This window comes from Pseudomonas sp. BO3-4 (genome assembly GCF_034044115.1).
GTDB lineage: Bacteria > Pseudomonadota > Gammaproteobacteria > Pseudomonadales > Pseudomonadaceae > Aquipseudomonas > Aquipseudomonas alloputida.
The window spans coordinates 3,356,854-3,381,434 of the sequence record NZ_CP139018.1 but is presented as its reverse complement, the minus strand read 5'-3'; the positions used below and the strand labels follow the sequence as shown (position 1 = coordinate 3,381,434).

The following is a 24,581-nucleotide window of genomic DNA, read 5'->3' as shown; positions in this document are numbered from 1 at the left end:
ACCATTGGTCGCTTGATTATCAAGCTCAATCTGGAAACCCATTAGCAATTCACCTACGACGATGGCTTCGTGCTGTTGTTTTGAAATAAGGTTTAATTAGTTCGTATGCTGTGTGGTTTTGATTTTTAAAAATTCGTAGTGTGTAATCGCTTGGGGAGAGCTATCATTTTCTTGCAAATTCTTAGTTTTTACGTCATCTGACTAACTTAACTAATGCGCTGAACAAGACCACCACGCTGGCGCGCAAGCCCGACGGCGAAGTGCTGCGCATCAGCCACCCGAACGGCACCACGGAAAGCTTCACCTACAACGTCTACGGTCAGGTGCTCAGCCACACCGACGGCAAGGGCCAGACCACTCGCCTGATGCGCACGGCCCGTGGCCTGCCGAGCAGCCGCCAGGATGCCAAGGGCCAGCGGGTTCGCTACGAGTACGATAAGGCCATTCGCCTGACCGCGCTGGCCAACGAAAACAACGCCACGTACAGCTTTACCTACGACTCCAGCTCCGCACCCATTCCGCTTCTCCCCCCGACTGGTTCCGCTGGGCGGAACCACATTCGTTTGTGATCCCGCGTCACTCGCGCTTATCTGTGAGCCAAGCACGACCTGCCTCACCTGTCGTGACCTGAAGGCGAACAACAAGAACGGGAAACCACCCGCGCGAGGAGACTCCACATGTCCCGACATCAGCATATCCAGGCCTGGCTCGCCGACGTGGCCAGCGACCTGCACGCGATCCGTCACGATATCCACGCTCACCCGGAACTGGGCTTTGAAGAAAGCCGCACCTCGGCATTGGTCGCCCGACTGCTGGAGGCATGGGGCTATGAAGTGCACACCGGTATCGGCAAGACCGGCGTGGTCGGCGTGCTGCGCAATGGCAGCAGCCCCCGCCGGCTGGGCCTGCGCGCCGACATGGACGCGCTGCCCATCCACGAAGCAACGGGTGCGGCATACAGCAGCCAGCACCCAGGCTGCATGCACGCCTGTGGTCATGACGGGCACACTACCATGCTGCTTGGCGCCGCGCGCTACCTGGCGGCCACCCGGCAGTTCGACGGCACGCTGACACTGATCTTCCAGCCGGCCGAGGAGGGCCAGGGCGGTGCCGAGGCGATGCTGGCCGACGGCCTGTTGGAGCGATTCCCATGTGATGCGCTATTCGGCATGCACAACATGCCAGGGCTGCCGGCCGGGCACCTGGGGTTTCGTGAAGGGCCGATGATGGCTTCGCAAGACCTGCTGACGGTGACCCTGGACGGGGTGGGTGGCCATGGCTCGATGCCGCACCTGACCGTCGACCCGCTGGTGGCGGCCGCCAGTGTGGTGATGGCGCTGCAAACCGTGGTGGCGCGCAATATCGATGCGCAGGAGGCGGCAGTGGTCACCGTCGGCGCGTTGCAGGCCGGCGAAGCGGCCAACGTGATTCCGCAACAGGCGCTGTTGCGCCTTAGCCTGCGCGCACTGAACGCCGAGGTGCGGGCGCAGGCCCTTGAGCGGGTGCGGGCAATCATCGTCAGTCAGGCCGAGAGCTTTGGCTGCCGCGCCAGCATCGAGCACCGCCCGGCCTACCCGGTGCTGGTCAACCATGCCGCTGAAAACGCCTTTGCCACCCAAGTAGGGGTCGAGTTGCTGGGCGCCCAGGCTGTGGATGGCAACACCCGCAAGCTGATGGGCAGCGAAGACTTCGCCTGGATGCTGCAGCGCTGCCCGGGGGCCTACCTGTTCATCGGCAATGGTGTATCGCGGCCGATGGTGCACAACCCGGCCTACGACTTCAACGACGACATCCTGCTGACCGGCGCCGCCTATTGGGGCGCGCTGGCAGAGCGCTGGTTGGCACCTGCCTGATTGTCCCTTTTTGACCACTGCCGCTGGAACCCGGGCGCGACTGCGCCTGGGCGATCACCCAATCATTGTGTGGAGTGTTCCCTATGCAGACTTCGAGCACCGGCGTGTCGCGTACCCGGCAAGTGGTGGCCGCCGTTATTGGCAACGCCCTGGAATGGTATGACTTTATCGTGTATGGCTTTCTGGCCAGCATCATCGCCCGGCAGTTCTTCCCGTCCGACGACGCGTACGCCTCGCTGCTGATGGCCCTTGCCACCTTCGGCGTCGGGTTTTTCATGCGCCCGGTGGGCGGCGTGCTGCTGGGCATGTATTCCGACCGCAAGGGCCGCAAGGCGGCCATGCAGATGATCATCCGCCTGATGACCGTGTCCATCGCCATGATCGCCTTCGCGCCCGACTACCTGGCCATCGGCATGGCTGCGCCGCTGCTGATCGTGGTGGCGCGCATGCTGCAGGGCTTTGCCACCGGTGGTGAATATGCCAGCGCCACGGCATTTCTGGTGGAAAGCGCGCCTGCCCACCGCAAGGGCCTGTATGGTTCGTGGCAATTGGTAGGGCAGTGCCTGGCGGTGTTTTCCGGGGCGGCAATGGTGGCGTTGGTTACCCACCTGTGCTCGCCTGAGGCGCTGGACAGCTGGGGCTGGCGCATCCCGTTCGTGCTGGGCCTGCTGATCGGGCCGGTCGGGCTGTGGATTCGCAAGCATATGGAGGAGCCTGAGGCGTTTGTCGAGGCGCGTCGCCATGCCAAGGGCCAGTCGCCCAGCCTGTGGCAGGTGCTGCGTGAACACCGGCGCAGCCTGCTGGTGTCGATGGGGTTGGCCTGCGGCGCGACGGTATCGTTCTACGTGGTGCTGGTGAACATGCCGACCTTCGCCCACAAAAGCCTAGGCCTGCCGCTGGACCAGGTGCTGCTGGTGCAGATGCTCGCCGTGGGGCTGATGACCCTCGTGATTCCGTTGTCCGGGGCGCTGTCTGACCGGCTGGGGCGGCGCCCGGTGCTGATGGCCTTCACCCTGGCGTTCTTCGTGATGGTTTACCCACTGTATGTGTGGGTGGCCGCTGCGCCTTCCCTGGAGCGCCTGTTGGTCATGCAACTGCTGTTGTGCACGGCCATCGGTGGCTTCTTCGGCCCGGCACCTACTGCCCTGGCCGAACAATTCCCGGTCCAGGTGCGTTCCACCGGCGTGTCGGTGGCCTACAACGTGGCGGTGATGGTGTTCGGTGGCTTTGCCCCGTTGATCGTGACCTGGCTCACCCAGGTGCTCGGCACCCCAGTGGCGCCGGCGTTCTACGTGCTGTTTGCCTGCGTGCTGACATTGCTGGGCACCTATTGCCTGAAAGAAGCACCGCGGGCAGTCAAGCCTGCCGCCTTCAACCTTGGAGTAAAACCGTGAAGCCGCTAGCCATCGACCCCATTGTTGCCCTCGATGCCGAGGCACTGTCCCAGGCCATCCATGCCCGCCAGTTGTCATGCCGGGAGGTGATGCAGGCTTACCTGGGGCATGTCGAGCGCTTCAATCGGCAGGTCAATGCACTGGTCTCGCTGCGCCCGGCCGAAGTGCTGCTGGCCGAGGCCGAGACGCGTGACCGCGAACTGGCCTGTGGCCATTCGCGCGGCTGGATGCATGGCATGCCGCAGGCAATCAAGGACCTCGCCGCCACGGCCGGGCTGCGTACCACGCTCGGCTCGCCGCTGTTTGTCGAGCAGGTACCCGAGCAGGATGCGATCAGCGTGGCGCGGGTGCGGGCGAGCGGGGCGTTGATCATGGGCAAGAGCAATGTGCCTGAGTTTGGCCTGGGCTCGCAAAGCTACAACCCCTTGTTTGGCACCACCACCAACGCCTACGACCCGTCGCGGGTGGCGGGTGGCAGCAGTGGTGGGGCTGCAGCGGCGCTGGCCATGCGCTTGCTGCCGGTGGCCGACGGCAGCGACATGATGGGCTCGCTGCGCAACCCGGCGGCGTTCAATAACCTGTTCGGCCTGCGCCCATCGCAGGGCCGCGTGCCGCATGGGCCGGCGCCCGAGCTGTTCGTGCAGCAGTTGGCCACAGAAGGGCCGATGGGCCGCAGTGTGGTCGACGTGGCGCGGCTGCTGTCGATACAGGCGGGTGTTGATGCCCGGGCGCCGCTGTCGCTGAGCGAAGGCCGGCGCGATTTTACCGTTGGCTTGCCGCGCGATTTTCGCGGTGTACGGGTGGGCTGGCTGGGCGACTACAACGGCTATCTGCCGATGGATGACGGGGTAATGAGCCTGTGCGAGTCGGCGCTGCCCGACTTTGCCGAGCTGGGCTGCCAGGTCGAGGCCTGCCAGCCGGCATTCGACCTGGCGCGCTTGTGGCAATGCTGGCTGACCCACCGCCACTTCCTGGTGCATGGCAACCTCGGCGCAGCCTATGCCGACCCTGGCAAGCGCGCATTGCTCAAGCCCGAAGCACAGTGGGAGGTGGAAGGTGGCTTGCAGCTGAGTGCGGCGGCGCTGTACCAGGCTTCGTTGGACCGCAGTGACTGGTACCGCGCCATGGGCAAGCTGTTCGAGCGTTACGACTTCCTGCTGTTGCCCTCGGCCCAGGTGTTCCCTTTCGATGCACGCCAGCCATGGCCAACGGTGGTCGGGGGGCGGCCAATGGACACCTACCACCGCTGGATGGAAGTGGTGATCGGGCCGACCCTGGCCGGTTTGCCGAGCATCAGCGTGCCGGTGGGGTTCAATGCCGCCGGGTTGCCCATGGGCCTGCAAATCATAGGCCCGGCGCAGGCCGACCATGGCGTGCTGCAGCTGGCGTATGCCCACGAACAGCTCACCCGCTGGGTGGTGCGCTGCCCGCCACAACGCCTGCTTGCGCCATGAAAGCATGGGCAGGCGCGGATCTTGCTGGCTATCCTGACCATCCCGCTACAAGGAGGTCATACCCATGGGCATCACGGCAGACAGCGGCGGCGTGCGTTCGGTGGAGCGGGCGCTGGCCATTGTCGACCTGCTGGGCGAACACCAGGCGTTGGGCCTGGAAGAACTGCACTACCTGACGGCGCTGCCCAAGGCCACGGTGTCGCGCATGATCGCCACCTTGCAGGCGCAAGGCTGGGTGTACCGCGGCCTTGCCGACCGGCGCTACCGGCTGTGCGCGCGACGCCTGTTCGGTGACCGCCAGTTGCGTTTCAAGCGGCGCCTGGTGGAAAGCGCAGCGCCCATGCTGCTGGAACTGAGTGAGCGCACCGGGCTGGTCGCTGACCTGTCGTGTTTCGACGGCCAGCGGCTGGAGGTGATGGAAAGCGCCATTCCCCAGGTGCTGCGCAAGCGCTATCCGCTCACCAGTCAGATCGTTGGGCAGCATGCCAGCCTGTTTCATTCGGCGATGGGGCGGGCGTGCCTGGGGGAGCTGGCGGTGGACGAAGTGCAGCGCCTGGCGGCCCATGAGCGGCTGGGTGACGACGGGTTGTTACGCGATATCGAAGAGCAAGCGCACAAGGGCTTTGGTCAGCGCACCGAAGGCTACTGGGAATACCCGGTGCGCCTGCCGTTCCTGATCCGCGCCATTGCCTTGCCGGTACATGCCGAAGGGCGCCTGGTCGGCAGCATTGCCTTGCAATGGCCGCTGGATCAGGCGCCGGTGGAGCGGGTGTCGAGCCTGCACCTGAGCAGTTTGGCGACCACGGTGGGGGAAGTGCAGCGGGCCTTGGCTGTTTGATGTTTCCTGCACGGGTTTCTTCGCGGGCAAGCCACAGACGCGTGCATTGCCAGTAATGCCCACAGAGCCTGCGGGGCGTTACTGGCCGTCCCGAAATCCGCTAGGGCTCACCCCCGCCTGCTTGCGAAAGAACCGGCTGAAATACCCCACATCGGCAAACCCCAGTTCATGAGCGATCTCTTTCACGCTCAGGCTCGAATGCCCGAGCATGCGCTTGGCCTCCAGCACCAGTCGGGCATGGATCACATTCATCGGCGTCATGCCCAGGTGTTCCTGGCACAACCGCCCCAACGTCACCAGGGTCATGCCCAACTCGGCGGCGTATTCTGCCAGTGGCCAGTGCGCGCGATAGTGCATGTCTACCAGCTCGCGAAAAGCAGTCAGTTGCTGGCTGCGTCTTGATACTGGGCGCTGCTCACCTGCGGGCATGTACGGCTCATGGCGCAGGACATGGATCATCAGTGCCAGCAATAGCGCCATGCTGCTGGCCACATGCTCGCGGGCGCGGTTGTGGTATTCCTCGCGCAGGGCCCGAAACAGGGGCAACAACGGGTCTTCATCGGCGGCCCAGTGGGGCAGGGCAATCACCTGTGGTTTGCGCAGTTGCACCCGCACGTTGGGTGCCAGCACCTGGGCGATGCTATCCAGCGGGTGCTGCGCAGCCGTGATTACCTGGCCTTCTACCTGGCTGGCCCAATGAAATCCATGCACCACCTGCGCCGGGACGTACACCACGCAGGGCGCATGAACCTGAAACCGGTCACTGTCGAACAGCACCTCGCCGCCACCGCTTTGCAGGTACAACAGCTGCAGCAAGCCTTCGTGACGGTGTGCGGCAATCTCCCAGTTGTGCGCGCCAGAGCGCTGGGATATCTGCTCCACATGCAAGGCTTCGTGCCACACCGGCTGCGCGGTTTCACCGTACAGGGCGTAATTGGGGATCTTGTTCATGGTGTTGTAATTGTTCTGTTCAGTACCCGCTACTGTGCCATAGCTGCCCGCAGGCTTCAGGGCGCAGTGGGCAAATTGACGGGAATGTGGGGCTGGTTGCAGGTTTTGTCCATTCTGCCGGTGGGCCTGCCGGCCATAGCCTGTTGCCCAGAACAAGCAACGCTCTGGAGAGCAGCATGCACAACAACAAGATCCTTTCTCAGTGGCTAGGCCTGGAGTCGGCCGTATGCGTGGTGACCGGCGCGGCCGGCGGCATTGGCGCAGCGTTGGCCGCAGCCTTGGTGGAGCAGCAGGCCCACGTGGTGCTGCTTGACCGCGACCTGGACAAATGCCGCAAACTGGCGGCCACCCTGGGGGAACACAGTGCAGGCGAAGTCAGTGCCCTGGCCTGCGACATTGCCGACCCGGCCAGCGTGGAGCAGGCCGCGGCCCAGGTACAGGCGCTGCATGGGCGCTGCGATGTACTGGTCAACAATGCCAGCGTGCTGCGCCCCGGCGCGCTGGACACGCTAAGCCTGGAACAATGGAACCAGGTGCTGGCGGTCAACCTCAGTGGCTACCTCTTGTGTGCCCAGGCCTTTGGCCGTTCCATGCTGGACTGCGGCCAGGGCCGTATCGTGCATGTGGCCTCGATTGCAGCACATTACCCGCAACCCAACAGTGGTGCCTACAGCGCGGCGAAGGCAGGCGTCAGCATGTTGTCGCGGCAGATCGCCGTGGAATGGGGGCCACGCGGTGTGCGCAGCAACGCCGTATGCCCGGGTTTGATCCGCACGCCATTGTCGGCGGCGTTCTATGCCGACACACAGGTGGAGCGCCGGCGTAGCGCCATGACCGCCAACCAGCGCATCGGTGAGCCGCAAGACATCGCCGAAGCTGTGCTGTTTCTGGCCAGCCGCCGCGCCGACTATATCAACGGCGCCGAACTGACCGTGGATGGCGGACTGGAAAGCATGCCCATGGCATTGATCCCGCGCCCTGGCTTCGAGGGGGCAGGCCAATGAATACGCGTAGCTGCGATGTACTGGTCATCGGTGCGGGTGCTGGCGGCCTGGCGACAGCCATCACGGCGAAAAAGCTTGGCCTGGATGTGATCGTCATCGAAAAGGAGGCGTGCTTCGGCGGCACCACGGCGTTTTCCGGCGGCGTGCTGTGGGTGCCGGGCACCCGGCACGGGGGCAATGACAGCCAAGCAGCGGCCATGACCTACCTGCGCAACGAAACCGGTGCCTGCTTCGATGCGGCCGGGGTGGAGGCATTCTTGCGCTACGCGCCGCAGATGGTTGAGTTTTTCGAGCGCGAGACGGCAGTCAAATTCGTGCCCACGCTGTACCCCGATTATCACCCGCAGGTGGAAGGCGGCGTCGATGTGGGCCGCTCGATACTGGCCGCACCTTACGACATCCGTGGTCTGGGGCCCGACATGGCGCGGCTGCGCCCGCCGCTGAAGACCATCACCTTCATCGGCATGATGTTCAACTCGTCGAATGCCGACCTCAAGCACTTCTTCAATGTCACCCGTTCGTTGACCTCGTTCGCCTACGTGGCCAAACGCCTGCTGACCCATTTGAAGGAGCTGGCCTTGTACCGACGCGGCACCCAGGTCACCAGTGGCAATGCCCTGGCGGCAAGGCTGGTACGCTCGGCACTGGACCTGGGCATTCCGATTCTCACAGGCACCCCGGCGCGGCAGTTGCTGCGCGAAGGGGCGCGGGTAGTGGGGGCGGTGACCGGGCAGGCCGGCAGCGAGCAGCGCATCGAGGCCCGGCGCGGGGTGGTGCTGGCCTGTGGCGGTTTCTCCCATGACCTGCAACGGCTGCGCCAGGCCTACCCGCATGTACGGCGTGGCGGCGAGCATTTTTCACCGGTGCCAGCGGGCAACACCGGCGATGGTGCGCGCATGGCCGAGGCGCTGGGAGCAAAGGTCGATATCTGCCTGCAGGCACCTGCAGCCTGGATGCCGGTGTCGAAGGTGCCGGTGGGTGGTGGGCGGCATATTGCCTTTCCGCATTTGCTCGACCGCTACAAGCCGGGTGTGATCGGCGTGCTGCGTTCGGGGCAGCGATTCACCAACGAGTCGAATGCCTACCACGACGTAGGCGCAGCGCTGATCGAGGCGTGTTCCGACCAGGCAGAAACCGCCATGTGGCTGGTGTGCGACCGCCGCACACTGGCCAAATACGGGCTGGGCTTTGCCAAGCCTGCGCCGATGCCGCTGGGGCCATTGCTGCGCAACGGTTACCTGCTCAAGGGCCAGACCCTGGCGGAGTTGGCCGGCAAGGCCGGTATCGATGCGCAAGGGCTGGAGCAGACTGTGCGCGAGTACAACCTTGGCGCTGTCCACGGCGAAGACCGTCAGTTCGGCCGCGGCAGCACCAGCTTCAATCGCTACCTGGCCGACCCGCAGCAACAACCCAACCCGTGCGTAGCGCCGGTTGGCGAGGGACCGTACTTTGCCGTGAAAGTGATCATGGGCGATCTGGGCACTTTCGACGGGCTGCGCACCCGTGTGACCGGTGAAGTGTTGGCGGCCGACGGGCAAGTCATCGACGGCCTGTATGCGGTGGGTAACGACCGCGCCAGCATCATGGGCGGCAACTACCCCGGGGCGGGCATCACCCTGGGGCCGATCATGACCTTTGGCTACATCACCGGGCGCCATCTGGCGGGTGTCGAGCAGGGGCTGGCGGCGGGCAACGCACGGGAGGTGGCGTGATGGACAAGCCTGTGGTCGACCACCGCATCTACACCATTCGCCCGCGCGGCATGGCGGCCTTTCTCGAGGCGTTCGACCAGCTGGCGATGCCGATCCTGCTGCGCCACCTCGGTGCACCCCTGGCGTTTTACACCAGCAGCATCGGGCCGTTGAACCAGGTGGTGCACTTGTGGGGCTATGACAGCCTCGATGACTTCGAGAAGCGCAGCGCAGCGCGGGATGCCGACCCGGACTTTGCCGCGTACCTGCATGCCACCCGCGACCTGGTGGTGGCTCAGGAAACACGCATCATAAGGCCTGTGCGCTTACCCAGCCTTTTCCACTAGGGCTGCGACAAACACCGTCATAACAACAACAACAGGTGATACCTATGAACAACACACTCGACGTGCGCCAACTGATCGACCAGCAACCCATCGGCCGCTACCAGAAATGGGTGGTGTTCCTCGGCTTTCTCATCATCGCCCTGGACGGCCTGGACGTCGCCATCATCGGCTTCATTGCCCCGCAATTGAAAAGCGATTGGGGCCTGGATGCGCAAAGTCTGGGCCCGGTATTGAGCGCCGCGTTGATCGGCCTGGCACTTGGCGCCTTGATTGCCGGCCCCTTGGCGGACCGTTACGGGCGCAAGGCGGTGTTGCTGTGCAGCGTCCTGCTGTTCAGCCTCTGGACACTGGCCTCGGCCTTTGCACCCAACCTGGAAGCCCTGGTCGCGTTGCGCTTTCTGACCGGCCTGGGCCTGGGCGCAGCCATGCCCAATGCCAGCACTCTGGTCAGCGAGTATGCCCCGGCACGCAGCCGCTCGCTGCTCATTACCCTGGCATTCTGCGGGTTCTCCCTGGGCGCGGCGGCAGGTGGCTTCGTCAGCGCCTGGATGATTCCGAACCTGGGCTGGCGCAGTGTCTTGGCATTGGGTGGGGTGTTGCCGCTGATGGTCCTGCCGTTGCTGTATTGGCGCCTGCCGGAATCGGTGACGTTCCTGGTCAGCAAGGGGGCGGACCGCAAGCGCATTCTGGCCATTGTCCGTCGCCTGGCACCTGAGCATGTCAACGCCGACACGACCTTTGTCTTGCCCGGTAAAGCCCAGGCCGCAGGCGGTGCAATCGGCACCATCCTCTCTGCGCGGTATCGCTTTGGTACCTGCATGCTCTGGGGCGGGTACGTGCTGGCGCTGTTCCTGGTCTATCTGTTCAGCGGCTGGTTGCCGACGCTGGTAAAGGAGGGGGGCGGGTTTTCGGTGGCCGAAGCGGCCATCGTCACCGCCTGTTTCCAGATTGGCGGCCCGTTGGGCGCGATTTCGGTGGGTTGGGCCATGGATCGCTACCCGGCGCAGCGCGTGCTGGTACTGACCTTCCTGTTCAGTGGTGCGGTGATTTTTGCAATTGGTCAGGTCGCTGCGGACTTCGCCTGGTTGTGTGCGGTTGCGAGCGCTGTGGGCTTTGGCCTTAATGGGGCAAGTGTTGGCATGAATGCACTGGCGGCGGTTTTTTACCCGACTGAAGCACGGGCGACCGGCGCCAGCTGGATGAGCGGCATCGGGCGCCTGGGTGCGATTCTCAGTGCCTTTGCCGGGGCACAGATGCTGGCACTGGGCTGGAGCTTTGCCCAGGTATTCGCTTCGTTGTTGCTACCCGCAGGGTTGGCGGCTTTGGCGGTATGGCTGCAAGGGCGAAATGCGGCGTCACGGCTTAGCGTTCCAGGTTGTACATCCGGCACCCCGGCTGCAGCGCCAGCAGGTTCGGCTCCCACTCCCTAGCCTTCGGGAACACAGCCCCTGTCTGAAGCCATACGCTCGATCAACGCCCACAACGCCGCATCATTGAAATCGTCGACAACCAGCCTGGCGCCCGCCGCCAGCAACCGCTCCGGGGTCTGCGTCGTGGCCACGCCCACGGTAAAGATCCCCGCGCCACTGGCCGCGGCCGTCCCCGGCAATGAGTCCTCGAAGGCCAGCGCTTGCCCCGCCTCGGCACCTATCCGCTGCAGGCCGGTGAGGTAGGGCAGCGGGTCCGGTTTGGGCCGTGCCAGTTCTTCGGCCACCAGCACATGTTCAAAGTGCTGGCCCAGGCCCATGGCGTTCAGCATGTGCTCGGCGTTCAGCCGCGGTGCGTTGGTCACCACGCACATGCCGATGTCATGGGCCTGGGCATGCTCCAGCAGGCGCAACAGGCCTGGCATCGGCTCAAGCGACGGCGACATCGCGCGGAACAGCGCTTCCTTGCGGTCGGCCAACGCCTGGCACTGTTCGACGCTGGCGCCACTGAACAGCTCGGCGAACAGCTCGGCGTTGGCGCGGCCGCTGACCTGGGCGTCGAACTGCGCCTGGCTCAGCTCGCGGCCGTCGTGTTCGCGCAGCAGTTGGCGAAAGGCCTGCAGGTGCAGGGTGTCAGTGTCGGTGAGGGTACCGTCAAGGTCGAACAGCAGGGCGGTCAGCATGGGATATCCAGATGAAAAAACACAAGCCAGGGGATCATAACCAAAGCTGACGACGAAGGGGGCTGTTCAGCGTGCTCCGAAAAGAGTACAAATGTGCTCCATGGACACTCTTACCCCCAAACGCCGCGCCATTTTCGAATTCATCCGTGAGCGCATTGCCGAGCATGGTCAGCCGCCGAGCCTGGCCGATATCGCCACGCGCTTCGGTTTTGCCTCGCGCAGCGTTGCGCGCAAGCACATCACCGCCCTGTGCCAGGCCGGTTACATCGATGTCACGCCAAACCAGGCCCGGGGCATACGCCTGGCCGAACCGCTGCGCCGGCCGGAAATCCTCGAAATACCCGTGCTGGGCCAGGTGGCGGCGGGTGCCCCCATCGGCCCGGACCTGGACATCCACGAGCAGTTGCTGCTCGACCCCAGCCTGTTCCGCCGTACCCCCGACTACCTGCTGAAGGTGCGGGGCGACTCGATGATCGGCGACGGCATCTTTGACGGTGACCTGGTCGGCATCCTGCAACAGGCCGACGCCCGCGACGGGCAAATCGTGGTTGCGCGCCTGGACGGCGAAGTGACCATCAAGCGCCTGCAACGCCAAGGCGGCACTTACCGGCTGTTGCCACGCAACCCGGCCTACGCGCCGATCGATGTGCAGCCCGAACAGGACTTTTTCATCGAAGGCGTGTTCTGCGGCTTGCTGAGGCGCGACTGATGGGCGCCGTGGTCGACCTCGACAGGCTGCTGGAACAGCGCCGGGTATGGCGCGGCCGGCAGGCCCAGGCGCGGCCACTCGGGCTGCAGCCCACCGGCCATGCGGCCCTCGACGAACGTTTGCCGGAAGGTGGCTGGCCGGCGGCAGCACTGAGCGAGCTGTTGCTGGCCAACCCCGGCTGTGGCGAATTGCAGTTGCTGTGGCCAACCCTGGCCCGGCTGAGTGCAGAAGCCAGCAGAGTGGTGCTGGTGGCTCCACCCTTCATCCCTTTTGCACCCGCCTGGCAGGCAGCGGGGGTGGACCTGCGCTGGCTGGTACAGGTGGATGCCGAGCCTGCCGATGCCCTGTGGGCTGCCGAACAGTGCCTGCGCTCGGGCAGTTGCGCGGCGGTGCTGTGCTGGCCGGAACGTGCCGATGACCGCGCCCTGCGGCGCTTGCAGGTAGCGGCCGAAACCGGGCAGGCACTGGCGTTCGCCTGCAGGCCGCAGCAGGCGTCGCACAACCCTTCACCCGCAGCGCTGCGCATTGCAGTCGACACGCGCCCGGCGCAATGGCGTGTGCTGAAAAGCCGGGGTGGCATGCCTCCAGCGCTGCCTATTCCCTGCCCGGGGCGGGGCTGATGCACCATGCTCTGGGCCTGCATCCTGCTCCCGCAGCTTGCGCTGGACACCGTCCTGCGTGAGCGTGACGACCCTGATACACCCTTGGTGCTGATTGGCGGGCCGACCCAGCGTCGCGTGTTGCAGGCAGTCAACCCGGCGGCCGCTGCACTGGGCCTGCGGGCCGGGCAAACCCTGACCGCAGCGCGTGCCCTGGCCGATGGCTTCACCTGCGTCGAAGCTGACCCCAAACGCATCGATCAGGTGCAACAGTTGCTGGCGGCCTGGGCCTACCGCTTCAGTGCCCAGGTCAGCCTGCATTACCCTCGGGCGCTGCTGCTGGAAGTGGGCTCCAGCCTGCAACTGTTCGGGCCCTGGCCCTTGTTCGAGGCACGTCTGCGTCAGGAACTGGCAGATCTGGGCCTGCGTCAACGCATTGTCCTGGCCAGCAACCCGGTGGCTGCTCGCATGCTCGCCAATGGCCACGATGGCCTGGCCGTGGGCGATGTCGACGCCACCCGAGCGGCGCTGCTGGGCATGCCCATCACGCGCGTCGGCCTGCCGGCAGAGGCGGCCGAAGCGTTTGCCCGCATGGGCTTGCACCAGCTGGGCCAGGTATTGGCCTTGCCGCGCGATACCTTGGCCAGGCGCTTTGCGGCCCAGGTGCAGCTGCACCTCGACCAGTTGCTCGGCCTGCGCAACCTGGGGCTGGACTTCTACCAGCCACCGGACCGTTTTGAAACCCGGCTGGAACTCAATTTCGACGTCGAGTCGCACCAGGCGCTGTTGTTCCCGCTGCGGCGCATGCTCAACGACCTTGCTGCATTTCTGGCCGGGCGAGACTGTGGCGTGCAGCGCTTCTGCCTGCATCTGGAGCACGCCGAGGGGCCGGATACCCTGCTCAAGGTGGGCCTGCTGGCGGCCGAACGCGATGCTGCGATGCTGTTCGAGCTGGCCCGTGGGCGCCTTGAGCCGCTGCGCATACCCGCACCGGTGCGCAACCTGCGGCTGGTTGCCGAAGACTTGCCACCCTTCGTGCCACAGCATCAGGCGTTGTTCGACCCGCGGGCGCAACAGGCGCAACCCTGGGCGCAATTGCGCGAGCGGTTGCGCGCCCGCCTGGGGGATGAGGCCGTCAAGGGGCTTGGTGCAGCCGCCGATCACCGCCCCGAATGCGCCTGGCAGTTGGCGGAGCAGGGTGCCCAAGGCAACATGCCCGTTGCACCGGGTAGCCGCCCGGGGTGGCTGTTGCCGGCACCGATCGCGCTGGATGACGCCGCCTACCAGGTGCAGGGCTATGCCGAACGCATCGAATCAGGTTGGTGGGATGGCGGCGATGTGCGTCGCGACTACTACCGCATCGAAACCCGCGACGGCCTGCGCGGCTGGGCCTACCGCGACCTGAGCCAGGCCGGCCCGCTTTGGCTGCAGGGTTGGTTCGCATGAACACCCCGGGTTATGCCGAGCTGCATTGCCTTTCCAACTTCAGCTTCCAGCGCGGTGCATCGAGCGCCGACGAGCTGTTCCGGCGTGCGCGCGAGCAGGGCTACCAGGCCTTGGCAATCACTGACGAATGCACGCTGGCCGGTATCGTGCGCGCCTGGCAGGCAGCCAAGGTGCACCAGCTGCGGCTGATCGTTGGCAGCGAGGTGCAATTGTGCGGCGGGCCCAAGCTGGTGCTGCTGGTCGAGAACCTGACCGGCTACCAGAACCTGTGCGCGCTGATCACCCGTGCCCGGCGGCGGGCAGAGAAGGGTGCGTACCAGCTGTTTCGTGATGACTTGCTGCTGCACCACCAAGGCCTGCTGGCCTTGTGGGTGGCCGCTGACAGTGGCGATACCGCTACCGGCGCGTGGCTGCGCAGTGTGTTCGCTGAGCGCCTGTGGCTGGCCGTGCACCTGCACCGGGGCAGTGACGATGCCATGCGCCTGCAACGGTTGCGGGCATTGGCGGCTGATGTGGGTATCCGCGCCGTGGCCTGTGGCGACGTGCACATGCACGTGCGTGGTCGCCGTGCCTTGCAGGACTGCATGACTGCTATCCGCCAGCATTGCCAGGTGAGCGAGGCCGGGCGCTTTCTGTTTGCCAATGGCGAACGGCACCTGCGCAGCCAGGCGCAACTGGCCGAGTTGTATCCGCTCGACCTGCTGGCCGAGACCTTGGTCATTGCCCGGCGCTGCCAGTTTGACCTGAGCGAACTGAACTACCAGTACCCACGCGAACTGGTGCCCGAGGGGCATACCCCGGCAAGCTGGCTGCGCGAACTGTGCGAGCAAGGCATGCCGCTGCGCTGGCCAGACGGGCCGAGTGGCAAAGTGCGGGCTGTGCTTGCCAAGGAACTGGGGCTGATCGAAGAGCTGGGTTACGAAAGCTACTTCCTGACGGTGCACGACATTGTCGCCTTCGCCCGCAGCCAGCGCATCCTATGCCAGGGCCGGGGGTCGGCAGCCAACTCGGTAGTGTGCTTCGTGCTGGGCATCACCGAGCTTGACCCCATGAAACACCACCTGCTGTTCGAGCGCTTCCTGTCGCGCGAGCGCAACGAGCCGCCGGACATCGACGTGGACTTCGAACACGACCGGCGCGAGGAGGTGATCCAGTATGTGTTCCGTCGCTATGGCCGGCACCGGGCGGCGCTCACTGCGGTAGTCAACACCTACCATGCCGCCGGTGCGGTGCGGGATGTGGCGCGGGTGCTGGGGCTACCTGCCGACCAGGTGGATGCCCTGGCCAAATGCTGTGGCCGCTGGAGCGATCGCATACCCGATGACCAGCGCCTGGCCGAAGCCGGTTTCGAAGCGGGCAGCCCTTCGCTGCGGCGGGTGCTGGTGCTGGCCGGCGAACTGATCGGCTTCCCCCGGCACCTGTCACAGCACCCGGGCGGTTTTGTCATCTCCCAGCAACCGCTCGACCAGCTGGTGCCGGTGGAGAATGCCGCGATGCCGGAGCGCACGGTGATCCAGTGGGACAAGGATGACCTGGACATGGTTGGCCTGCTCAAGGTCGACGTACTGGCGTTGGGCATGCTCAGCGCCTTGCGCCGCTGCTTCGACCTGCTGCAGCACCACCGTGGCCGGCACCTGACCCTGGCGACCATCCCCAGCGAAGACCCGGCCACCTACGCCATGATCAGCCGTGCCGAGACCATGGGCGTGTTCCAGATCGAGTCACGCGCGCAAATGGCCATGTTGCCGCGGCTGCGGCCCCAGAAGTTCTACGACCTGGTCATCGAGGTCGCCATCGTCCGCCCCGGGCCGATTCAGGGCGACATGGTGCACCCGTACCTGCGCCGGCGCCTGAAGCAGGAACCGGTGACGTATCCGTCGCCGCAACTGAAGGAAGTGTTCGAACGTACCTTGGGCGTGCCGCTGTTCCAGGAGCAGGTGATGGAACTGGCGATGGTCGCGGCCGACTATACCCCGGGCGAGGCCGACCAGTTGCGCCGCAGCATGGCAGCCTGGAAGCGCCACGGCGGGCTTGAACCGCACCGCGAACGGCTGGTGCAGGGCATGTTGCGCAATGGTTACACGCTGGCGTTTGCCGAGCGCATCTTCGAGCAGATCAAGGGGTTTGGCAGCTATGGCTTCCCTGAGTCGCATGCGGCCAGCTTCGCCTTGCTGTGCTATGCCAGCAGTTGGCTGAAGTGCCATGAGCCGGCGATCTTCACCTGTGCGTTGGTCAACAGTTGGCCGATGGGCTTCTACAGCCCTGATCAGCTGCTGCAAGAGGCTCGCCGCCAAGGTATCGAGGTACGGCCGGTTGATGTCTGCCACAGCGACTGGGACTGCACCCTGGAGCCTGATGCTGAAGGCACCCTGGCCATTCGCATGGGCCTGCGACTGGTACGTGGCCTGGCCGAAGCCGATGCCAGGCGCGTGCAGCAGGCGAGGGCGCAGCGGCCGTGGCGCAACGTCGAAGACCTGTGCCTGCGCGCCGGCCTGGACGCACGGGCCCGTGCCCGCCTGGCTGATGGCGGGGCGCTGCGCGCCTTGGCCAGCGATCGGCATCAGGCGCGCTGGCAGGTGGCGGCGGTGCAGCCGCAGCTGCCGTTGTTCGCCGATGTGCAGGCCCTGCCTGAAGAACCGGTGCAATTGCCCGTGCCAACCGTGGGCGAGGACCTGATGGCCGATTATCAAACCCTCGGCACTACGCTTGGCCCACATCCGCTGGCCCTGTTGCGCGCTCGCCTGAGGGCGCTGGGGTGTCGCAGCTCCAGTGAATTGCAGGGTGTGGAGCATGGCGACAACATTGCCGTGGCCGGGCTGGTGGTGGGCCGGCAACGGCCTCAAACCGCCAGCGGTGTGACCTTCGTTACTCTGGAAGACGAACATGGCATGGTCAACGTGGTGGTGTGGCGTGCGCTGGCCGAACGGCAGCGGCGGGCGCTGGTGGGTTCGCAGTTGCTCAAGGTCAGTGGGCGGTTGGAGCAGGAGAATGGGGTGCGGCACCTGATTGCGCGGCGGTTGGAGGATGTGAGTCCGCTGCTGCAAGGGCTGGATGTGCGCAGCCGGGATTTTCACTGACCCCCAACGCTCGGTACTTGCGCGGTTCCCTGTGGGTGCGAGCGAGCCCGCGAAGCAGCCACCGCGTTGCAGGGCACCGGCCTTGCCGGTGTTCGCGGGCATGCCCCACATTGACCGCCTGCAACCTTGAGCCTGCCCCAACCATTCATTGGCCACGGTGCGTTATTCCTTGGTCGACGGCCACGTTTGCCACTAGGCCTGAGCCCCCCCTGTGGGAGCGGCCTTGTGTCGCGATAGGGCCGCGCAGCGGCCCCAGGATCTCGGCATCATGCATAGATTGCTGGGGCCGCTTTGCGGCCCTATCGCGACACAAGGCCGCTCCCACAGGGATCGCGCCGCCTTTTAGAAATTGAGCAAGACAGTTGCTCCCAAAGGTCGCGTCCTGGTCCCGCTTGTGCTCGCCTACACCATCGCCAACCGCTGCTTGCGCGTCGGTGCAGGGAACGCCCGGTCGATCGCCCGCAGGTCTTCACCGGTCAAGGTCAGCGCTCCCGCCGCCGCATTGAGCCGCACGTGCTCGGGCGCCACCGCCTTGGGGATGGCGATCACGCCGTCATCGCGGGTCACCCAGGCCAGGCAGACCTGGGCCGGTGTGGCGCCATGGCGCTCGGCGATTTCCGCCAGTACCGGGTGCTGCAACAAGCGCCCGGCCTGAGCCAGCGGGCAGTAGGCCATGGTTGGCAAGCCACGTTTTTCGCACCACGGTAGCAAGTCGAATTCGATGCCGCGTTGGGCCGGGTTATACAACACCTGGTTGGTGGCACAATCAGGGTTGTGCAGTTCGCGCAGGTCGTCGACGTCGAAGTTGGACACGCCCCAACGCTTGATCTTGCCTTGCTCGCGCAAGCGCTCGAAGCCTTCGACGGTTTCCTCCAGCGGGTGCTGACCACGCCAGTGCAGCAGGTACAGGTCGATGCAATCAGTGCCCAGGCGCGTTAGGCTGCGTTCGCAGGCAGCCGCCATGCCGCGCAGGCCGGCATTGTGCGGGTAGACCTTGCTGACCAGAAATACCCGGTCGCGGCGCCCGGCAATGGCTTGGCCAACGACCTCTTCTGCCCCCCCTTCGGCATACATCTCGGCGGTGTCGATCAGGTTCAGGCCCAGCTCGATGCCCTGTTGCAGTGCCGCGACTTCGGCAGCCTTGCGACCTGGGTCTTCGCCCATGTACCAGGTGCCTTGGCCGATGGCTGGAACGCTCGTGCCTGCCAGATTTACGTAACGCATGTCACCTCCGGGATCCGGGTATTGGAAAGAAGCACCTCAAGCAGTGCCTGCGCTGCGGTGGAAAGCTTGTGCTCGCTGAGGGCAATCACGCCGATGCGCCGCTCGACAGTGGGCTCGACCAAGGTTACGCAGCGGGCACCCAGCTCCTGCATCTGGTTGATGCACAGCGCCGGCACAGCACTGACCCCCAGGCCGCTGGCCACCATGCGGCCGATGGTCGTCAGCTGGTGGCTTTCGAACGCGACTGCCAGCTTGCCGTGGCGGGCCGCCACATTCTGCTCCATCAGCAGGCGCACCGCCGAAGGGCGCTGCAGGGCCACGAAATCTTCGGCCATCAGCTGTGCCCAGCTGACCTGGGGCAGCAGCGCCAAGGGCGAGTCGGCGGCCACTACCGCAACGAAGCGGTCCATGTACAACGGGTGGAAGTCCAGCCCATCGATGTTATCCGGCTCGAAGCCGATGCCCAGTTCGACGCGGCGATGGCGTACCAGTTCCTGTACCTGTTCGTTGATCACGTCGTGCACCGTGACGTTGACCTTGGGGTAGCGCTGGCGAAACACCTTGAGCGCGTGGGGCAACAGGTTGCCGGCAAAAGCCGGCATGGCCGCCACTGACACACGGCCCAATTGCAGGGTAAAGCGCTGGCGCAGCATCTCTTCGGTATCGTCCCAGTCGGCCAGCAGGCGGCGTGCCAGTGGCAGCAGCACTTCGCCTTCGGCAGTCAGGCTGACGCTGCGCGTGGTGCGGCTGAGTAGGGCGCCGCCGAGGTTTTCTTCCAGCGCCTTGATGGTCAGGCTCAGTGCCGGTTGCGAAACGTGCAGGTGTTCACCGGCCTGGGCGAAGCTCTGGTACTTGGCCACGGCGACAAAGGCGCGCAATTGTTTGACGTTCATGTCGGGCCTATCGTTTGTTTTGTAAAAATTATCAATCGATGACGAAAACAAAATTAACAAATCAGTCGCTTGCGGTGAAGATGTCTGCACACGCTCACCGACAGCCTCGTCGGTTAAACAACTACAAAAGGCGGATCAGCATGGCCGGACTGGACAAGCGCGTTGCAACCTATGAGCAGGCCCTCGAAGGCCTGACCGACAACATGACGGTACTGGCCGGTGGTTTCGGCCTGTGCGGCATCCCGGAAAACCTTATCAGCGAAATCAAGCGGCGCGGCGTCAAGGGCCTGACCGTGGTCTCCAACAACTGCGGCGTTGACGGTTTTGGTCTGGGCGTGCTGCTGGAAGACCGGCAGATTCGCAAGATGATCGCCTCCTACGTGGGCGAAAACGCCGAGTTCGAACGCCAGTTGCTCAGTGGCGAGCTGGAAGTGGAGCTGACCCCACAGGGCACCCTCGCCGAAAAAATGCGCGCAGGTGGTGCCGGCATTCCGGCGTTCTACACCGCCACCGGCTATGGCACCCCGGTTGCCGACGGCAAGGAAGTCCGCGAGTTCAAGGGCCGCAAGTACATCCTGGAAGAGTCCATCACCGGTGACTTCGCCATCGTCAAGGGCTGGAAGGCCGACCACTACGGCAACGTGGTGTACCGCAACACTGCGCAAAACTTCAACCCGCTGGCGGCCACCGCCGGCAAGATCACCGTGGTCGAAGTGGAAGAAATCGTCGAACCCGGCGTGCTGCTGCCAAGCGAAATCCACACCCCGGGCATCTACGTGGACCGTGTCATCGTCGGCACCTTCGAAAAACGTATCGAAAAGCGCACCGTCAAGGCCTGAGCGCCATCCACCCGAACAATAAAGAGATCCTGACCATGGCACTGACCCGCGAACAGATGGCGCAACGCGTTGCCCGTGAACTGAAGGACGGTTACTACGTCAATCTGGGCATCGGCATCCCCACCTTGGTGGCCAACTATGTACCCGCCGACATGGATGTGATGCTGCAATCGGAAAACGGCCTGCTCGGCATGGGCGAATTCCCCACCGAAAGCACCCTCGATGCCGACATGATCAATGCCGGCAAGCAAACGGTCACCGCCCGCCGCGGCGCCTCGATTTTCGATTCGGCACAATCGTTCGCCATGATCCGTGGCGGCCACGTCGACCTGACCGTACTGGGGGCTTTCGAGGTGGACGTGCAGGGCAACATCGCCTCGTGGATGATTCCGGGCAAGCTGGTCAAGGGCATGGGCGGGGCCATGGACCTGGTGGCCGGCGCCGACAACATCATCGTTACCATGACCCACGCCTCCAAGGACGGCGAGTCCAAGTTGCTGCCACAGTGCAGCCTGCCGTTGACCGGTGCAGGCTGCATCCGCAAGGTGCTGACCGACCTGGCCTACCTGGAAATCGAAGACGGCGCCTTCATCCTGCGCGAGACCGCGCCTGGGGTCAGCGTCGAGGAAATCATCGAGAAAACCGCCGGCAAACTGATCGTGCCGGACGATGTGAAGGAAATGACCTTCTAAGGCATGACGTGATCTCACCCTGTAGGCGCGGGTTGACCCGCGAATGCGTCGGTACATTGACCGCCGCATTCGCGGGTCAACCCGTTCCCACAGGTTTTTTGCGTTGCCTGGCAATACCGCTTCATCCCATAAAACCAATAAAAGGAATTCAACCGTGGCCGCTGAAATTCAAGACAGCCGCTCCGCGCGCTTTGCCTTGCGCTGCTCCAACTGGGCTGAACGCTGGTTCCCCGACTCCTGGGTGTTCGCCGCGCTGGCGGTGCTGCTGGTGTGTATCGGCGCACTGGCCATGGGCGCCAAACCGACCGACACCGCCAAGGCGTTTGGCGACGGCTTCTGGAGCCTGATACCGTTCACCATGCAGATGGCCTTCGTGGTCATCGGCGGTTATGTGGTGGCCAGCTCGCCGCCCGCCGCGAGGCTGATCGATCGCCTGGCGCGCATCCCCGGCAATGGGCGCTCGGCAGTGTGCTGGGTAGCACTGATCTCGATGCTGGCCTCCTTGCTCAACTGGGGGCTGTCGCTGGTGTTTGGAGGTTTGTTGGTGCGCGCCCTGGCAAGGCGCACCGACCTGAAGATGGACTACCGCGCTGCGGGTGCGGCCGCTTACCTGGGCCTGGGTGCGGTGTGGGCGTTGGGCCTGTCATCCTCGGCGGCGCAGCTGCAGGCCAACCCGGCCAGCCTGCCACCTTCAATCCTGTCGATAACCGGGGTGATCCCGTTTACCGAAACCATCTTTCTCTGGCAGTCCGGCGTGATGTTGGCGGCACTGGTGGTGGTCTCGCTGGTGATCGCCTATGCCACCGCTCCGGGCCCGAACAGCGCACGTAGCGCAGAAGACTGCGGTGTCGACCCCAGCTTCACAGCGCCACCCGCGCCGCAACGCACGCGCCCGGGGGAGTGGCTGGAACACAGCCCGATCCTGATCCTGCTGTTGGTGGCCTTGGCTGCTGGCTGGCTGTATCAGGAGTTTGCGACAAAACCTGCGATTACCGCCATCTCGGGGCTCAACACCTACAACCTGTTGTTCATCATGCTCGGTGCTTTGCTGCACTGGCGCCCACGCAGCTTCCTTGACGCGGTGGCACGCGCGGTACCGACCACCACCGGTGTGCTCATCCAGTTCCCGCTGTATGGTTCGATCGCCGCTATCCTCACCCAGGTGAAGGGCGTCGATGAACAGACGCTGGCCCACCATATTTCACTGTTCTTCACCCAGATTGCCACCCATGACACGTATGCCGTGCTGATGGGCGTGTATTCGGCGGTGCTGGGCTTCTTCATCCCTTCAGGTGGCGGCAAGTGGATCATCGAGGCCCCTTACGTGATGCTGGTGGCCAACGACCTGCAGTACCACCTGGGGTGGGCCGTGCAGATCTACAACGCGGCCGAAGCTTTGCCGAACCTGATCAACCCGTTCTACATGCTGCCGCTGCTGGGCGTGCTGGGGCTCAAGGCGCGCGACCTGATCGGTTTCTCGTTCGTGCAATTGCTGGTGCATGTGCCGTTGGTGCTGGTGTTGCTCTGGGCGCTGGGTACAACGCTGCAGTACGTGCCGCCCGTGATGCCTTGATTCGAGGCCCCTGGAGACTTGGCGCCAGCTTTCAGACGCGTATCATGGCTGCCTCAGCCTGGGAAACCCGCGTCACATGTCTATCCGATTGAAACTGCTGCGTAAGAAACTGGGGATGACCCTGGAAATGCTGGCCGAAAAGACTGGCATGACCAAAAGCTACCTGTCCAAGGTCGAGCGCGGCCTCAACACGCCCTCGATCGCTGCGGCGCTGAAACTGGCGAGGGCACTGAACGTCAATGTCGAAGAGCTGTTCGCCGAAGAACAGCCCGGTCAGAGCCGCTACAGCCTGGTGCGCCGTACCGAGCGCCAGGCCTTGGTGGGCGATGGGCAAGGGCCGGGGTACGCGGCCCTCACCAGTCAGGTTGGCCAGCGCAGCCTGCTGCCGTTTCTGATTCAGCCGCCGTCCGAGTTCAGCGACCCCACGTTCAAGGAACACCAGGGCGAAGAGTTCCTGTTTGTTCACGCAGGCCAGGTGGAAGTGGATTTCATGAGTGAGCGGGTGTTGCTGGAGCAGGGCGACGCCCTGCATTTCAATGCCCAGACGCCGCACCGCCTGCGCTCGGTAGGTGCGACACCGGCGCAGTTACTGGTTGTGGTTCACCACGCAGACGAATGAAACCGCAGGGGGCAATCATGCCCCCACGTGTTCTCAGCTGTGAAACGCCATGTTCATCGCATCATCCCTCCCTTGCATAATCTGCATGCCGTTTTTTTGACGAATGCGCCCATCGCTCATTGAATTTTATTATGGTGTCGGATCATTGACGTAATGTCATTGTGCCCATAAGCTCAAGTCAACAACGAAACAACTCCCGCAGCACAGCGCCAATAACTAATTGATTTTCCTGTTTTTAGGAGGGGAGTATGCGCACGACTCTGATAATCAAATCGATGTTCTTGCTGGTGATGCTAAGTGGTGCTGCCCGCGCAGCGGATTCGTATATAAATCAGAACAGTATCATTCCTGTTTCAACTGCAGGCTGGTTCTTTGCCTTTGCTGTGGTCGGTTTTGTTGCCGTTGCCAACCGCAGAAAGATCTGAGCCGTATACCGGGTACCTAAAGTGACCCATTGCTGCGAGGCCACAAGCATGGCTTGTGAATTCTCCAACCGTTGCTATATTCCCAGTAGCCCGTAGGACCAACATTTACAAGGCGTTGCAGCCACGTCTGCAGCGTCAAGGCAAGGGCCTCCAGGAAGGTCGAGGCCATCGCGGCAGCAGTGCGCCGTGAAGCGGAGCGAGAGTTGGTGTGTTGTTCTCATTCAGTGCTCTTTGTCGGGCCATTTGGCCGGAGGGACCCTCATGGTGCGTTCAATGTTTGCCGCTTTCTGCATGCTGACGGTGTGGTCTGGCGCCGGTAACGCCGACCAGAGCAGTGCTGCCTACCTGCTCAGCCCCGGCGATGTGGTGATGGTATCGGTGTGGCAGGAAGACAGCCTGCGTCAAGAAGCCACCGTACTTCCCGATGGCAGTATCACCTTCCCCTTGGCCGGGCGCATCAATGTTGCCGGGCTGGATGTGACGGCAGTGGAAAAGCAGGTCGCTGCCAAACTCGAAAAATTCCTCCCCGACCCTAACGTCAGCGTTGTCGTCAAAAGCATTGCCGGCAATATGGTCTATGTGCAGGGCAAAGTGATCAAGCCTGGGCCTGTGCAAATGGCAGGCCCCACGGCGGTATTGCAGGCGCTGAGCATGTCGGGCGGTCTGGACAAGTTTGCGGATGAAAGCGAAATCAAGGTGGTCCGCGGCACCGGTGCTTCCCAAAAGATCCTGCCCGTGCGATATAAGGACCTGGTGTCTGGGCGGGACATGTCCACCAACATCCAACTTCAGGCTGGCGATACGCTGGTCGTTCCTTGATCTTGCCTTTAATAAGAACATTTA

Annotated in this window: 22 protein-coding genes and 1 pseudogene; 19 read left to right on the top strand and 4 right to left on the bottom strand. The window is 64.0% G+C overall.

What is annotated here, in order from left to right; translation table 11 throughout:
- Positions 1-191: 191 nt before the first annotated feature.
- The 5 genes and pseudogenes from REH59_RS15735 to REH59_RS15715 all read left to right on the top strand — a co-directional run.
- Positions 192-506 (top strand): annotated as a pseudogene (locus tag REH59_RS15735) (hypothetical protein); the annotation flags it as partial.
- Between the two features lie 171 nt (positions 507-677).
- Positions 678-1,853, top strand: a complete 1,176-nt coding sequence (locus REH59_RS15730; RefSeq protein WP_004374190.1) for a M20 aminoacylase family protein — start codon at positions 678-680, stop codon at positions 1,851-1,853.
- Positions 1,854-1,936: 83 nt separating this feature from the next.
- Positions 1,937-3,247, top strand: a complete 1,311-nt coding sequence (locus REH59_RS15725; protein WP_014862055.1) for a citrate-proton symporter — start codon at positions 1,937-1,939, stop codon at positions 3,245-3,247.
- The gene (locus REH59_RS15720) at positions 3,244-4,701 is read left to right on the top strand and encodes an amidase (RefSeq protein WP_014862054.1); all 1,458 of its coding nucleotides are present in this window, start codon (positions 3,244-3,246) and stop codon (positions 4,699-4,701) included. The genes REH59_RS15725 and REH59_RS15720 overlap by 4 nt, the downstream gene beginning before the upstream one ends.
- A 64-nt stretch (positions 4,702-4,765) precedes the next feature.
- On the top strand, positions 4,766-5,539 hold the full coding sequence (locus tag REH59_RS15715; protein WP_004576295.1) for an IclR family transcriptional regulator: 774 nt from the start codon (positions 4,766-4,768) through the stop codon (positions 5,537-5,539).
- Between the two features lie 78 nt (positions 5,540-5,617).
- Here the strand turns inward: REH59_RS15715 and REH59_RS15710 are convergent, their stop codons facing one another.
- Positions 5,618-6,490 carry a helix-turn-helix domain-containing protein gene (locus REH59_RS15710; RefSeq protein ID WP_128573949.1) on the bottom strand — a complete coding sequence of 291 codons (873 nt, stop codon included), beginning with the start codon at positions 6,488-6,490 and terminating at the stop codon, positions 5,618-5,620.
- A gap of 176 nt (positions 6,491-6,666) precedes the next feature.
- Between REH59_RS15710 and REH59_RS15705 the strand changes: the two genes are divergently transcribed.
- Genes REH59_RS15705 through REH59_RS15690 form a run of 4 tightly spaced genes read left to right on the top strand, consistent with a single transcriptional unit; the run spans position 6,667 to position 10,962 of the window.
- Positions 6,667-7,494 (top strand): SDR family NAD(P)-dependent oxidoreductase, encoded by an 828-nt coding sequence (locus tag REH59_RS15705; protein ID WP_014862052.1) that lies wholly within the window; start codon positions 6,667-6,669, stop codon positions 7,492-7,494.
- A complete protein-coding gene (locus REH59_RS15700) occupies positions 7,491-9,206 on the top strand; it encodes an FAD-dependent oxidoreductase (RefSeq protein WP_320450321.1) in 1,716 nt (571 codons plus the stop codon). Before REH59_RS15705 ends, REH59_RS15700 begins: the two co-directional genes overlap by 4 nt.
- Positions 9,206-9,532, top strand: a complete 327-nt coding sequence (locus tag REH59_RS15695; protein ID WP_004374204.1) for an NIPSNAP family protein — start codon at positions 9,206-9,208, stop codon at positions 9,530-9,532. Before REH59_RS15700 ends, REH59_RS15695 begins: the two co-directional genes overlap by 1 nt.
- A 44-nt stretch (positions 9,533-9,576) precedes the next feature.
- A complete protein-coding gene (locus REH59_RS15690; protein WP_014862050.1) occupies positions 9,577-10,962 on the top strand; it encodes an MFS transporter in 1,386 nt (461 codons plus the stop codon).
- Here REH59_RS15690 and REH59_RS15685 read toward each other — a convergent pair.
- Positions 10,959-11,642, bottom strand: a complete 684-nt coding sequence (locus tag REH59_RS15685; protein ID WP_320450320.1) for an HAD family phosphatase — start codon at positions 11,640-11,642, stop codon at positions 10,959-10,961. The two genes, REH59_RS15690 and REH59_RS15685, sit on opposite strands and share 4 nt — an antisense overlap.
- Before the next feature lie 91 nt (positions 11,643-11,733).
- On the opposite strand from REH59_RS15685, the gene lexA reads away from it, so the two are divergent.
- The 4 genes from lexA to REH59_RS15665 are packed head-to-tail and all read left to right on the top strand — an operon-like array spanning position 11,734 to position 17,473.
- A complete protein-coding gene (gene lexA / locus REH59_RS15680) occupies positions 11,734-12,351 on the top strand; it encodes a transcriptional repressor LexA (RefSeq protein WP_014862048.1) in 618 nt (205 codons plus the stop codon).
- Positions 12,351-12,971 carry a translesion DNA synthesis-associated protein ImuA gene (gene imuA / locus REH59_RS15675; protein ID WP_004374214.1) on the top strand — a complete coding sequence of 207 codons (621 nt, stop codon included), beginning with the start codon at positions 12,351-12,353 and terminating at the stop codon, positions 12,969-12,971. The genes lexA and imuA overlap by 1 nt, the downstream gene beginning before the upstream one ends.
- A gap of 6 nt (positions 12,972-12,977) precedes the next feature.
- Positions 12,978-14,396, top strand: coding sequence for a Y-family DNA polymerase (locus REH59_RS15670; protein WP_014862047.1), 1,419 nt, complete (start codon positions 12,978-12,980; stop codon positions 14,394-14,396).
- On the top strand, positions 14,393-17,473 hold the full coding sequence (locus REH59_RS15665; protein ID WP_014862046.1) for an error-prone DNA polymerase: 3,081 nt from the start codon (positions 14,393-14,395) through the stop codon (positions 17,471-17,473). Before REH59_RS15670 ends, REH59_RS15665 begins: the two co-directional genes overlap by 4 nt.
- 402 nt (positions 17,474-17,875) lie before the next feature.
- On the opposite strand, the gene REH59_RS15660 is transcribed toward REH59_RS15665, so the two are convergent.
- Together REH59_RS15660 and REH59_RS15655 are read right to left on the bottom strand one after the other, a co-directional pair.
- Entirely contained in the window at positions 17,876-18,697 is an 822-nt protein-coding gene (locus REH59_RS15660) for an aldo/keto reductase (protein WP_012052390.1), read from the bottom strand.
- A complete protein-coding gene (locus tag REH59_RS15655) occupies positions 18,685-19,590 on the bottom strand; it encodes a LysR family transcriptional regulator (RefSeq protein ID WP_004374224.1) in 906 nt (301 codons plus the stop codon). Before REH59_RS15655 ends, REH59_RS15660 begins: the two co-directional genes overlap by 13 nt.
- 140 nt (positions 19,591-19,730) lie before the next feature.
- On the opposite strand from REH59_RS15655, the gene REH59_RS15650 reads away from it, so the two are divergent.
- The 6 genes from REH59_RS15650 to REH59_RS15625 all read left to right on the top strand — a co-directional run bounded on the left by REH59_RS15650 (position 19,731) and on the right by REH59_RS15625 (position 24,557).
- Complete coding sequence (locus REH59_RS15650) at positions 19,731-20,429, top strand: CoA transferase subunit A (RefSeq protein ID WP_004374230.1); 699 nt, start codon at positions 19,731-19,733, stop codon at positions 20,427-20,429.
- Between the two features lie 35 nt (positions 20,430-20,464).
- Complete coding sequence (locus tag REH59_RS15645) at positions 20,465-21,121, top strand: CoA transferase subunit B (RefSeq protein WP_004576290.1); 657 nt, start codon at positions 20,465-20,467, stop codon at positions 21,119-21,121.
- 154 nt (positions 21,122-21,275) lie between these two features.
- Positions 21,276-22,694 (top strand): short-chain fatty acid transporter, encoded by a 1,419-nt coding sequence (locus REH59_RS15640; RefSeq protein ID WP_004576289.1) that lies wholly within the window; start codon positions 21,276-21,278, stop codon positions 22,692-22,694.
- A 76-nt stretch (positions 22,695-22,770) separates the two neighbouring features.
- On the top strand, positions 22,771-23,313 hold the full coding sequence (locus REH59_RS15635) for a helix-turn-helix domain-containing protein (RefSeq protein ID WP_004374236.1): 543 nt from the start codon (positions 22,771-22,773) through the stop codon (positions 23,311-23,313).
- Between the two features lie 248 nt (positions 23,314-23,561).
- Positions 23,562-23,738, top strand: a complete 177-nt coding sequence (gene eppA / locus REH59_RS15630; protein WP_004374238.1) for an EPS-associated small membrane protein EppA — start codon at positions 23,562-23,564, stop codon at positions 23,736-23,738.
- A 261-nt stretch (positions 23,739-23,999) separates the two neighbouring features.
- Positions 24,000-24,557, top strand: a complete 558-nt coding sequence (locus REH59_RS15625) for a polysaccharide biosynthesis/export family protein (protein ID WP_004374240.1) — start codon at positions 24,000-24,002, stop codon at positions 24,555-24,557.
- The last annotated feature ends 24 nt before the right edge of the window (positions 24,558-24,581 follow it).